General features: G+C 69.9%; 14 protein-coding genes. 3 read left to right on the plus strand and 11 right to left on the minus strand.

Annotated elements, in window-relative coordinates:
* Positions 1–53 precede the first annotated feature (53 nt).
* Positions 54–1316, plus strand: a complete 1263-nt coding sequence (locus BKK79_RS04630) for an acyl-CoA dehydrogenase family protein (RefSeq protein WP_071011974.1) — start codon at positions 54–56, stop codon at positions 1314–1316.
* Positions 1317–1483: 167 nt separating this feature from the next.
* On the plus strand, positions 1484–2179 hold the full coding sequence (locus tag BKK79_RS04635; RefSeq protein WP_071011972.1) for a glutathione binding-like protein: 696 nt from the start codon (positions 1484–1486) through the stop codon (positions 2177–2179).
* Between the two features lie 79 nt (positions 2180–2258).
* Here the strand turns inward: BKK79_RS04635 and BKK79_RS04640 are convergent, their stop codons facing one another.
* Positions 2259–2981: a hypothetical protein gene (locus BKK79_RS04640; RefSeq protein WP_071037241.1), complete on the minus strand. Its 723-nt coding sequence runs from the start codon at positions 2979–2981 to the stop codon at positions 2259–2261.
* Between the two features lie 172 nt (positions 2982–3153).
* Here BKK79_RS04640 and BKK79_RS04645 point away from each other — a divergent pair, with 172 nt between their 5' ends.
* Positions 3154–3495: a helix-turn-helix domain-containing protein gene (locus BKK79_RS04645; protein ID WP_231908001.1), complete on the plus strand. Its 342-nt coding sequence runs from the start codon at positions 3154–3156 to the stop codon at positions 3493–3495.
* A 64-nt stretch (positions 3496–3559) separates the two neighbouring features.
* On the opposite strand, the gene BKK79_RS04650 is transcribed toward BKK79_RS04645, so the two are convergent.
* The 10 genes from BKK79_RS04650 to BKK79_RS04695 all read right to left on the minus strand — a co-directional run bounded on the left by BKK79_RS04650 (position 3560) and on the right by BKK79_RS04695 (position 11892).
* Positions 3560–4609, minus strand: a complete 1050-nt coding sequence (locus tag BKK79_RS04650) for a threonine ammonia-lyase (protein ID WP_071037242.1) — start codon at positions 4607–4609, stop codon at positions 3560–3562.
* Between the two features lie 459 nt (positions 4610–5068).
* Positions 5069–5698 (minus strand): urease accessory protein UreG, encoded by a 630-nt coding sequence (gene ureG, locus BKK79_RS04655; protein ID WP_197523969.1) that lies wholly within the window; start codon positions 5696–5698, stop codon positions 5069–5071.
* A gap of 60 nt (positions 5699–5758) precedes the next feature.
* Positions 5759–6451, minus strand: coding sequence for an urease accessory protein UreF (locus BKK79_RS04660; protein WP_071011963.1), 693 nt, complete (start codon positions 6449–6451; stop codon positions 5759–5761).
* A complete protein-coding gene (locus tag BKK79_RS04665; RefSeq protein ID WP_156811172.1) occupies positions 6448–7032 on the minus strand; it encodes an endonuclease domain-containing protein in 585 nt (194 codons plus the stop codon). Before BKK79_RS04665 ends, BKK79_RS04660 begins: the two co-directional genes overlap by 4 nt.
* 129 nt (positions 7033–7161) lie before the next feature.
* Positions 7162–7797 carry an urease accessory protein UreE gene (gene ureE, locus BKK79_RS04670; protein ID WP_071011962.1) on the minus strand — a complete coding sequence of 212 codons (636 nt, stop codon included), beginning with the start codon at positions 7795–7797 and terminating at the stop codon, positions 7162–7164.
* A 38-nt stretch (positions 7798–7835) separates the two neighbouring features.
* The gene (gene ureC, locus BKK79_RS04675; protein WP_071011960.1) at positions 7836–9554 is read right to left on the minus strand and encodes an urease subunit alpha; all 1719 of its coding nucleotides are present in this window, start codon (positions 9552–9554) and stop codon (positions 7836–7838) included.
* Positions 9554–9859, minus strand: a complete 306-nt coding sequence (locus BKK79_RS04680; RefSeq protein ID WP_071011958.1) for an urease subunit beta — start codon at positions 9857–9859, stop codon at positions 9554–9556. Before BKK79_RS04680 ends, ureC begins: the two co-directional genes overlap by 1 nt.
* A gap of 67 nt (positions 9860–9926) precedes the next feature.
* Entirely contained in the window at positions 9927–10547 is a 621-nt protein-coding gene (locus BKK79_RS04685) for a HupE/UreJ family protein (protein ID WP_071011956.1), read from the minus strand.
* Between the two features lie 60 nt (positions 10548–10607).
* Positions 10608–10910 carry an urease subunit gamma gene (locus tag BKK79_RS04690; RefSeq protein WP_071011954.1) on the minus strand — a complete coding sequence of 101 codons (303 nt, stop codon included), beginning with the start codon at positions 10908–10910 and terminating at the stop codon, positions 10608–10610.
* 109 nt (positions 10911–11019) lie between these two features.
* Positions 11020–11892, minus strand: coding sequence for an urease accessory protein UreD (locus BKK79_RS04695; RefSeq protein WP_071037244.1), 873 nt, complete (start codon positions 11890–11892; stop codon positions 11020–11022).
* Between the last annotated feature and the right edge of the window lie 103 nt (positions 11893–11995).

The raw sequence follows: 11995 nt of genomic DNA on the forward strand, positions 1-11995 counted from the left end.
CCCCGCCATCGCGCGTGGCGCCGGCCATTTTCTGTGGTTGTGAGGAGACCCCCATGGAGTTCGATTACTCGCCGAAGGTCAAGGAACTGCAAGCCAAGCTGCTGGCCTTCTTCGACAAGCACATCTACCCGAACGAGAAGCGCTTCTACGCCGAGATCCAGGCCAACCGCGAAGCGGGCAATGTCTGGGTGCCGGTCAAGCTGATCGAGGAACTGAAGCCGCTGGCGCGCGAGCAGGGCCTGTGGAACCTCTTCCTGCCGCGTTCGCCGCGCGCCCCGCAGGGCCTGTCGAACCTCGAATACGCCCCGCTGTGCGAGATCATGGGCCGTGTGCCCTGGTCGGCCGAGGTGTTCAACTGCGCCGCGCCTGACACCGGCAATATGGAAACCCTGGAGCGCTATGCCTCCGAGGAACTGAAGGACAAGTGGCTGGAGCCGCTGCTGGCCGGCGAGATCCGCTCGGCCTTCCTGATGACCGAGCCCGCCGTGGCCTCGTCGGACGCCACCAATATCGAGTGCCGCATCGAGCGTGACGGCAACGAGTACGTGATCAACGGCACCAAGTGGTGGTCGTCGGGCGCCGGCGATCCGCGCTGCAAGGTCTACATCGTGATGGGCAAGACCGATCCCGAAGCCGGCCGCCATGAGCAGCAGTCGATGATCGTGGTTCCGGCCGACACCCCGGGCATCACCGTCAAGCGCTTCCTGCCGGTGTTCGGCTACGACGACGCCCCGCACGGCCACATGGAGATCGAGCTGAAGAACGTGCGCGTGCCGGTCGGCAACATCCTGCTGGGTGAAGGCCGCGGCTTCGAGATCGCCCAGGGCCGCCTCGGCCCGGGCCGCATCCACCACTGCATGCGCAGCATCGGCGTGGCCGAGCGCGCGCTCGAGCTGCTGTGCCAGCGCGCCCTCAAGCGCGTGGCCTTCGGCAAGCCGGTGGCGGCCCAGGGCGTGACGCGCGAGCGTATCGCCGAGGCCCGCTGCGAGATCGAGATGGCGCGCCTGCTGACGCTGAAGGCCGCGTACATGATGGACACCGTGGGCAACAAGATCGCCAAGGCCGAAATCGCGATGATCAAGGTGGTGGCGCCGAACATGGCGCTCAAGGTCATCGACTGGGCGATCCAGGTGCATGGCGCCGCCGGCGTGTCGGGCGACACCCCGCTGGCCAACTGGTGGGCGCACCAGCGCACGCTGCGCCTGGCCGACGGTCCGGACGAGGTGCACCGCAACGCCATCGCCAAGCTGGAGCTGGCCAAGCACATGAACCTGAACCCGAACGAGATCGACATGCCGGTCACGCGCGGTTTCTGAACCCGCTTGCCACCGCGCCGGCGGCCGCCCTCGTGCGGCCCTGCCGGCAACATGGAAAACGCGCAGCCCGTCTGCGCGTTTTTTTCTTCTGTGCTTAAATCGCCCGGTTCGCCACGTCGGCGGTCGATGTGGCATGCGCAACGATCACAGCCAGGAGCCCTTTCCCGATGATCGACGTCTACACCTGGGCCACGCCCAACGGCCACAAGGTTCATATCATGCTGGAGGAGTGCGGCCTGCCCTACCGCGTCCACCCGATCAATATCGGCGCCGGCGACCAGTTCGGCGAGGACTTCCTCGCCATCAGCCCGAACAACAAGATCCCGGCCATCGTCGATCCCGACGGCCCGGACGGCGAGCCGATCTCGCTGTTCGAGTCGGGCGCCATCCTGGTCTACCTGGCCGGCAAGACCGGCAGGTTCCTGCCCGAGGACGTGCGCGGCAAGTACGATGCGCTGCAGTGGCTGATGTTCCAGATGGGCGGCGTCGGCCCGATGCTGGGCCAGGCCCACCACTTCCGCATCTACGCGCCGGAGAAGATCGACTACGCCATCCAGCGCTATACCAACGAGGCCAAGCGCCTGTACGGCGTGATCGACAAGCAGTTGTCCAGGCATGAATGGCTGGCCGGCGACCAGTACTCCATCGCCGACATCGCCACCTTCCCCTGGCTGCGCAGCTGGCAGAACCAGGGGGTGGAACTGGACGAGTACCCGCACCTGAAGCGCTGGTTCAACGTCATCGCCGAGCGTCCCGCGGTCAAGCGCGGCGTGGAGGTGCTGTCTGCTCAGCGGCGCGCGCTGCAGGACGATGCCAAGGCGCGCGAGGTCCTGTTCGGCGCCACGCAGTACCAGCGTCACTGATACCGGCACCACCGGGCGCGGCACCCGGGAGTTCGTGCCGGCCCCGGTCCGCTCAGGCCGCCGCGCGCCACGCCGGCGGCTACAGGCCGCACAGCAGCCCCGCGGGTTCGCTCAGGGCCTCCAGGCGGTAGCGCTCGCCGGCATCGGGGGCATAGGCCATGCCGGGCTGCAGGTAGGCTTCCTGCACCGGCGCCGCGTCCTCGCTTCCCGCCGCGAGCGACCACCAGCGCAGGCGCAGCACCCCGCGATAGCACACCGCCCAGCGCAGGCCGTGGCGCGCCAGCGCCTCGGCCCAGCCCTGCTCGTCGCGGCGCACGGCGGCCAGCGCGGCGTGGCGGCCCGGCACGCCATCGCCGCCGGCGCGCAGGGTCGCCGCATCGAGCGTGATGACAGCCTCGTCGGCACGCAGCAAAGCGCCGTCCTGCCAGGAAGCGGCCCGCTCGCGCGCGGCCGGCGCCGCCCCCTCCAGCGCCGTGCACACCAGCACGCTGTCCAGCAGCGCGCATACCCGCAGCGTGCCACCTCCGGGCGGCACGAACAGGTCGCCGGCACCGAGCAGCACGATGCCGTCCTCGCCCGCCAGCGACAGCGCCAGCGCGCCGCGCAGGCAGGTCCAAAGCTGCGCTCCCGCCACCGCGACGCCCTGCTGCGTCTCGCCCTCGCGCAACAGCACGCAGTCCGCGCCGCCGCCACCGAGGCCGTCGAAGTCGTCGGGCAGCAGCCGCGCGTGCAGGCCGAGGCCCGGACCCACGGCTTGCCCGGCCTCGCTGAATGGTGAGTCGAAGAGGGAAAAGACTTGCATCGCACGCTCCTCGCAGAGCCGGTCCGCTCAAGTTCGCACCGGCTGTAACCGATAGTGCGTGACACTATAAGTTGTCGCCCTGGCAAGGTCAAACCCTTAGCCTCTGACCGATTCCATTTCTGCCTGGACCATGGTCAGCACTCCCCTGAAGTTATTCGGACAACAACTTGCAATGCTGAGAAAGCAGCGAGGCTGGTCTCAGGAGAAGCTGGCATTGGAGAGTGGATTGGCTCGTTCGTACGTCAGCGGAATCGAGCGCGGTGTGCGGAATGTGGCCTTGATCAATATCTGCGCGCTCGCCGACACGCTCGGCGTACCACCTGGCGAGCTGATGCGCTTCGGCGAGGCGCCGGCCAGCGAACTGCTGCTGGAGCAGAAGCGCACGCCCTTCCGCAGCGGCAAGAACCCGGCCCAGCAGGCCACGCTGCGCTATATGACGACGCTGTCGGACAGCGAACAGGACGTGGTCGCCGCGGTCGCGCGCGCCCTCGCCAACAAGGGCGGCGCGCGCTGAAGCGCGCCGCGCCTTCCCACCGGCCAGCCCTACCCCTTCCTCCCGGCGGCGAACGCCGCCGCGCTCAGGCGTCCTGCACGGCCTGCGCCCGGGCTTCGGCATCGCGCAGATGGCGCGCGAAAGTCGGCGCATCGAGATTGGAGCCGCACACGATCAGCGCTACGCGCTTGCCGCCCAGCTCCTCGCGCAGCGGTCCGAGCAGGGCCGCGGTCGAGGCCGCGGTGGCGGGTTCGGTGGCCAGCTTCACGTCGCGGTACAGCGCGTGCATGGCCGCGCGCAGCGCATCGTCGCTGACGCGCACCATGGCATCGACGAAGCGGCGGCACACGCCGAAGCTGTAGGGCAACGCATAGGGCGCGCCGAGGCTGTCGGCGATGGTCTGCACGCGTTCGAGCCGCTGCGGCGAGCCGGCCTCGAAGCTGCGCGTCATGGCGTCGGCCCCCTCGGGCTCGACGCCGTAGACGCGGCAGGCTGGATTGATCTGCTTGACCGCGGCCGCGATGCCCGCCGCCAGGCCGCCGCCGCCCACCGGCACCACCACCGCATCGAGGGTCGCGACCTGGCGCATCAGTTCGAGTCCGACGGTGCTCGTACCCTGGGCGATCAGCGGGCCATCATAGGGATGGACCATGGTGCGCCCCTCCTCTTCCACCAGTGCATCGGCACGCGCGAAGGCTGCGTGCACGTCGGGCAGCAGCTCCACCTGCGCGCCCCAGGCCCGGCATGCCTCGACGCGCGCCGGGCTGGCGCCGGCCGGCATCGCCAACCGTGCGCTGACGCCGGCCACGCGGGCGGCATAAGCCACCGCCATGGCATGGTTGCCGGCGCTGGCGGCGACCACTCCGCGCGCGCGTGCCGGCTGGTCGAGCTGCAGGATGCTGTTGAGCGCGCCGCGCAGCTTGAAGGTGCCGGTGAGCTGGAACAGCTCCAGTTTCAGCCAGACCTCGGTGCCGGGCCGCAGGCGGCCGGGCAGTTCGCCGGCCTGCCAGGGCCAGACCGGCGTGGACAGGACCTTGCCTTGCAGGCGTGCCGCGGTGGCCTCGATCTCGGCCAGCGTGGGATAAGGGGCGTACAGGTGGGCGAGCGTGCTCAGCAGCTCGAGCGGGTTGGACATGGGACTCTCCATCGGCGCGGGCGAGACAGCAGGCGGCACGGCCGCCGTAGCTGCCGCACCCGCTGCGCCCGCAATCTTCGCAAGATTCGGATCGCCGGCCGGCACGCTGCCGGCTGGCCGCAAGCGGCGGCGCGGCGCCGCCTGGGCGCGCGCAGCCGGGACTGGGGCCACCAAGCACCGGCCGAAGCCGCAGCTCAGCGACCCGAGATAATTCGAATGATGGAGAGGGGGGTGGAACGCGCGAGGGAGCGCGCCAGGGAGGCGCCGCCCGCGCACGGGGCGGCGGCGATACTGGCCGGGTGCTCAGCCGGGAGCGCCGCAACCGCACGGCCGTACACACCGGCACCGGTAACGGTGGCGGCGCGACAGGCGGAAAGGGCGGTCGGCATGGCTGGCATAGCTCAGCAGTATGCCAAAGCATGCGCCGCGCTGGCAAGCACGGCGTGCCCTGCCAGGCGCCTAGATGCCCAGCAGTCCGGCGCGTTCGATGAAGCGGATCACCTCGTCCAGCCCCTGCCCCGACTTGACGCTGCCCATCACGAAGGGCCGCTCGCCGCGCATCTTGCGGGCGTCGCTCTCCATGACTTCGAGCGAAGCGCCGACATAGGGCGCGAGGTCGGTCTTGTTGATCACCAGCAGGTCGGACTTGGTGATGCCCGGCCCGCCCTTGCGCGGGATCTTCTCGCCGCCGGCCACATCGATCACGTAGATGGTCAGGTCGGACAGCTCCGGGCTGAAGGTGGCCGCCAGGTTGTCGCCGCCGGACTCGATGAAGACCACGTCGGCGTCGGGAAACTTCGCCAGCATGCGGTCGACCGCCTCCAGGTTGATCGAGGCGTCCTCGCGGATCGCCGTATGCGGGCAGCCGCCGGTCTCCACGCCCATGATGCGCTCGGCCGGCAACGCACCCGAGATGGTCAGCAGGCGCTGGTCTTCCTTGGTGTAGATGTCGTTGGTGATGGCGACCAGGTCATAGCGCTCGCGCATGGCCTTGCACAGCATCTCGAGCAGGGTGGTCTTGCCGGAGCCCACCGGGCCGCCGACGCCGACGCGCAGCGGCGGGTTCTTCTTGGTTCGGGTAGTCATGATGGTTTCGTTTGGCGATTCGAATGAGAGTCCGGGCAGGGGCCTGGTGACGGACGCCTGCCTTCAGGAGCGGAACAACCGGGAATACTGCGTCTCGTGGCGCGCCGACAGCAGGCCCAGCATGGGCGAGAAGGTCGACAGCAGCGGCGGCTCGGCGCCCGCGCGCCGCTGCGCCTCGGCCACCGTCGCCAGCACCGTCGCATGCAGGCGGCGCAGGATGTGCTGCCCCGCCACCTGGCCGAGCGGCACCGCCTTGAGCGCCGCCGCCACCTGGTTCTCGGCCCAGTTGAAGCAGTAGGCCGCCAGGCCGTCGCCCTCCTCCACCTGCAGCGCCACGCAGGCCGCGGCGAAGGCCGTCGGCAGGCAGGCCGGCGCCAGCGCGGCCAGGCCGTCGCGCAGGGCCGGGTCACCCCACCCCATCTGCCCCAGCAGGCGCGCCAGCGACCAGCCCATCTGCTCGGTCTCCAGCCTCAGCTCGGCGGTCTCGCGGGTGGCATGGAACCAGTCGTTCCAATGCCGCACCGCGGCCAGGTCGCCGGCCTGCCAGGCACGATGCAGCAGCAGCCACAGCGGCGCCTCGCACTGCGACTGCACAGACAGCAGGTTGTCGCGGATCCAGCGCTCGGCGCTGTCGGCATCGCGCACCATGCCGCAGTCGATGGCGGCCTCCAGGCCCTGGGAATAGCTGAAGCCCCCGATCGGCAGCGCGGGAGAGGCGAGGTGGAGCAGGGAGAGGAGTTGGGGGAGTGCGGTCATGGTTCGCCGGCTCTTCGTTGGCGCACGGGAAGATCATCGCCGCGCCGCTCTACCGGGCGCCCGCCCTCACCCCCAGCCCCTCTCCCGCATGCGGGAGAGGGGAGCTTCGGTGCGCTTACGTTGTCGGCCGGATTCGGGCGGCTTCGCGCGCCGGACGATTCCACCCGGACTGCCTGAGCCGCATTCTCGCGAAACGGCACCCGGCGCGCGCCGGTTTGCTCCCCTCTCCCGCTGGCGGGAGAGGGGCCGGGGGTGAGGGCCGGCGCATCCACGTGCCCGAGGCCGATCGCTACCTCGCGCACGCGTTCAAGCACAGCGGAAGTCTGCCCGAGGATCTCGTTATTCCAGAACCGAAGCATGGTATAGCCGTTCCGCGCGAACCAGGCATCACGCCGTGCATCGGCATCTTTGCCATGCTGCCCGCCATCCGCCTCGATCACCAGCTTCAGATCCAAGCAGACGAAATCAACGATATAGGGGCCGATCTGCCGTTGCCGCCGGAACTTCAAACCGATCAAGCGATTGTCACGCAGCAAGTACCAGAGGCGCTGTTCTGCCTTCGTCTGGTTGGCCCGGAGCATGCGGACGAATTCCGGCTTCGGCACACGCCCGCCCTCACCCCCATCCCCTCTCCCGCACGCGGGAGAGGGGAGCTCGGTCGTCGGCAGAGAATCAGGCGATCGCTTTTTCATGCGTCTGCGCGAAAACTCTCAGTGCTTGTGCCCGCAATGCTCGTCATGCACGTGATCGCCATGGTCGTGCGAATCGCCATGGGGATGCGAATGGCCGTGCGAGTGCGAGTGCGAGTGCCCATGATCGTGACCATGCCCATGATGCTCGTGGAACACCGCCTGCGCGGCCGCGTAGTCCTCGGCGAAGGTCGCGTCGTGCCCGTGCTTGTGGCCGCCGCCGTAGGCGCCGGCTTCCGGTTCGAACGGCTGCTCCGTGCGTTCGGCGCGCACGCCGAGGCGGGCCAGCATGTCGGCCAGCACCGGATCGTATTCCAGCCGCAGGTAGTCGCGCCCGACTTCCACCGGGGTATGGCGGTTGCCGAGATGGTAGGCGGCGCGCATCAGCGCCAGCGGATCGGCGGCGCTGACCTGCAGCACGTGCTCGGGCGCCGCCAGCACCTCGACGAAGGTGCCCGCTTCGGTCACCAGCAGGTCGCCGCCGCGCAGCACGGTGCCGCGCGGCAGGAACAGGGCGGCTTCCTCGCCGTTGTCGAGCGTGGCGCGCAGCCGGCTCTTGCTGCGCTCGCCGAAGGGCAGCACCAGCTTGGGGGCGCGCTTGACCAGCACGGGCGCGATGCCGTGCGGTGCACTGAGGTGTTTGTCGATCTTTAGCATGACAGGCTTGCGGGCGGCACGTCCGGCACGGTGCCGCGTCAGAAGAGGAAGTAGCGCTGCGCCATCGGCAGCACGGTGGCCGGCTCGCACATCAGCAGCTGGCCGTCGGCCACGACCTGGTAGGTCTCGGGATCGACCGTGACATGCGGCTGCCAGTCATTGTGCACCATGTCGCGCTTGCTGACGGTGCGCGTGCCGCGTACCGCCGACAGCACCTTGCGCAGGCCGTTGCGTTCCCCCACGCCGGCGGCCAGCGCCGCCTGCGAGACGAAGGTCAGCGAGGACTGGTGCAGCGCGCCGCCGGCGCTGGCGAACATCGGCCGGTAGTGCACCGGCTGCGGCGTCGGAATGGACGCGTTGGGGTCGCCCATGGCCGCCGCCGCGATCATGCCGCCCTTGAGGATCAGGCTCGGCTTGACGCCGAAGAAGGCCGGCCGCCACAGCACCAGGTCGGCCCACTTGCCGACTTCGACGGAGCCTACCTCGTGCGCGATGCCGTGGGTCAGCGCCGGGTTGATGGTGTACTTGGCGATGTAGCGCTTGACGCGGAAGTTGTCGTGCCCGCCGCGCGCGTCGTGCGGATCGCCCGGCAGCTTGCCGCGCTGCGCCGCCATCTTGTGCGCGGTCTGCCAGGTGCGGATGATGACCTCGCCGACCCGGCCCATGGCCTGCGAATCGCTGGAGATCATCGAGAACGCGCCGAGGTCGTGCAGGATGTCTTCGGCGGCGATGGTCTCGCGGCGGATGCGGCTTTCGGCGAAGGCGATGTCCTCGGCGATGGCCGGGTCCAGGTGGTGGCACACCATCAGCATGTCGAGGTGCTCGTCGAGCGTGTTGACGGTGTAGGGCCGGGTCGGATTGGTCGACGAGGGCAGCACGTTGGCTTCGCCGCACACCTTGATGATGTCCGGCGCATGGCCGCCGCCAGCGCCTTCGGTGTGGTAGGTATGGATGGTGCGGCCCTTGAACGCGGCAATGGTGGCTTCGACGAAGCCGGCCTCGTTGAGCGTGTCGGTGTGGATCGCGACCTGGGTGTCGGTGGCATCGGCCACGCTCAGGCAAGTGTCGATCGCCTGCGGCGTGGTGCCCCAGTCTTCGTGCAGCTTGAGGCCGATCGCGCCGGCCTCGACCTGCTCGGTCAGCGGCGCCGCCTGGCTGGCGTTGCCCTTGCCGAGGAAGCCGATGTTCATCGGGTAGGCCTCGGCCGCCTGCAGCATGCGGCCCATGTACCAGGGCCCGGGCGTCACCGTGGTGGCGAAGGTGCCGGTGGCGGGACCGGTGCCGCCGCCGATCATGGTGGTGACGCCGCTCATCAGCGCTTCATCGATCTGCTGCGGGCAGATGAAGTGGATGTGGGTGTCGATGCCACCCGCGGTGACGATCATGCCCTCGCCCGCGATCACCTCGGTGGCGGGACCTACCACGATGGTGACGGCCGGCTGGATGTCGGGGTTGCCGGCCTTGCCGATGCCGGCGATGCGGCCGCCCTTGAGGCCGATGTCGGCCTTGACGATGCCCCAGTGGTCGATGATCAGGGCATTGGTGATCACGGTGTCGACGCAGTCGGCGGCCAGGCGCTGGCTCTGCCCCATGCCGTCGCGGATCACCTTGCCGCCGCCGAACTTCACTTCTTCTCCGTAGACGGTGAAATCCTTCTCCACCTCGACCACCAGCCCGGTGTCGGCGAGCCGCAGGCGGTCGCCGGTGGTGGGGCCGAACATCTCGGCATAGGCTTGCCTGGAGATCTTCACGCTCATCACAGCGCTCCCATGATCTTGCCGTTGAAACCGTAGACGATGCGCGCGCCGTCGAGCGCCACCAGCTCGACGGTGCGGCTCTGGCCGGGCTCGAAGCGCACCGCGGTGCCGGCGGCGATATTCAGCCGGAAGCCGCGCGCCGCCGCGCGGTCGAAGTCGAGCGCTGCATTGGTTTCGTAGAAGTGGAAATGCGAGCCGACCTGGATGGGCCGGTCGCCGGTATTGGCCACGGTGACCGTGACCGTGGGCCGGCCGACATTGAGTTCGATCTCGCCGTCGGCGGGCATCAGTTCGCCGGGAATCATGGGCTTGTGCTCTCCTCTTGTTTGCTCTCGCTTGGTCGTTGGCAGCACCGGGTCCGCGCCGCGGCGCTCAGGCCGCCAGCAGGCCGATGCCATACAGCGCCACGCCGGCCCCGGCCGCGCGCATCAGCCAGCCGCCCTGGCGGCGCAGCGCGCTGCCCAGCCCGATGCCCGACAGGTGCAGAGCCATGGTGGCGCAGGCAAAGCCGGCCACGTAGGCCAGCGTGGCCGGCAACGCGGCGGCGGCAGCGGGCAGCTCGGCGCCGTGCGCATAGCCATGGAACAAGGCGAAGCCACCGACCACGGCCATGCCGGCCGGGCCCGGCAGCGCGGCGCGCGCCGCCACCAGCAGGCCGAGCACCAGCAGCGAAGCGGCGATCATGGGCTCCACCGCCGGCAGGGCGAGCCCGCCCAGCCCGAGCGCGGCGCCCACCAGCATCAGCAGCACGAAGGCGAGCGGCAGCCGCAGCACGCTGCCGCCCTGCGCCGTCTGTGCGCTCCAGACCCCGACCGCCGTCATCGCCAGCAGGTGGTCCAGTCCGGTGAAGGGGTGCAGCAGGCCGGCCCACAGGCTGGCGCCGACAGTGGCGGCATCGTGGCCGGGATGGGCAAAGGCGGAGGCAGCGGCCAGCGACAGGGTGGCGCCAAGGGCCAGGCGCGCGCGGACGATGTTGCGGGAGGGGCGGTTCATCGGGATCTCTCTTCTGGTGTCAGCTCAGGAAAGGCTCGGGCAGGGACGCGCGGCACGGCCTCAGACGATCGGGTGGTGCACCGTGACCAGCTTGGTGCCGTCCGGGAAGGTGGCTTCGACCTGGATCTCCGGGATCATCTCGGCCACGCCTTCCATCACGTCCTCGCGCGCCAGCACGGTGGTGCCCTCGTGCATCAGCTCGGCCACGGTGCGGCCGTCGCGCGCCCCCTCCATGATGGCGGCGGTGATCAGCGCCACCGCCTCGGGGTAGTTCAGTTTCAGTCCGCGCGCGCGGCGGCGCTCGGCCAGCAGCGCGGCGGTGAAGATCAGCAGCTTGTCCTTCTCGCGTGGTGTCAGTTCCATGCTCGCATTCCTCTTGTCTCTCGGTTCCCTTGGTTCTCTTGGTTCTCTCGGTTCTCTCGGCTTGCCGTCCCATCCATCGGCGTGTCCACCGCCCCGGCCTCAGGCGAGCTCAAGTGGCCCACAGGCGCAGCGGCCGCGCCGGCACCCCGTGCATGGGCTCGCGCAGCAGCGTCCATGCCGCCACCAGCACCTGGCGTACCGCCTCCATGCGCTCACCCAGCACGCGCAGCAGCAGCACGGGCTGCGCGCCCGCCGCCGGCAGGCAGCTCACGCCCGCACGCAACACCGCCGTGTAGGGCAGCGTCTGCGCCAGCTGCTCGGCCAGCTCCTGCGTGGCCCCCTCCCCCACCGCCCACAGCGTGCCCATCACCGGCAGCCCGTCCATGCCGCCCCGGGCGCCGCGCAACGGTGAGTCCGCCGTGATGTGCGCCTGCTCGATCCACTGCGCGCGCGCGCCGCCGCCGACCCAGGTGTCGAGCCACACGGCACCGCTGGACCACTGCTCGCCGGAAGCACGCCGCCCCAGCACCAGCGCGTCCCAGCCGATCACGCTGCCGCCCGGCTCGACCTCGACGCGGGTGGCGATGCGCGCGCGCGCCGCGTCGTAGATGATGTTCTCCTGCGGCAGCCAGTCGAGCCGCGCACCGGCGGCCACGCGCAGCGTCACGCGCTGCGCGGCCTCGCGCCCGAGCGACTTGTACCACTTGCTTGCGCCTGGCGTGGCCAGCACGCCATGCGCGCCGGCCTCCACCGCCACCTCGATATCGAGGTCGTCGCCGCCGGCGATGCCCGCCGGCGGATGGAGGATCACCGCGTGGCAGGGCGCGCCCTCGGGATAGAGCGGCTTCTGCACCAGCAGCGGCCCCTGGTGGCGGCGCTCGACCAGCACGCTGCGCCCGCCCCGCGCGGCGAAGCGCAGGCGCAGGCTGGCCTGCCAGGCAGGAAGCGTGGCCACGGCGGGAGGGAAATCGGGATGGCGCATGGGAAATGGAAGCACGTATCGGCAAGGCGCGAGAACGGATGCGGGCGGCGGCGTTTGGCACCGCGCCGCCAGACCGCCTGTGCTGCGGGCATCATAGCGCGCC

The sequence above is a fragment of the Cupriavidus sp. USMAA2-4 genome, from assembly GCF_001854305.1.
GTDB classification, from domain to species: Bacteria; Pseudomonadota; Gammaproteobacteria; order Burkholderiales; family Burkholderiaceae; genus Cupriavidus; species Cupriavidus malaysiensis.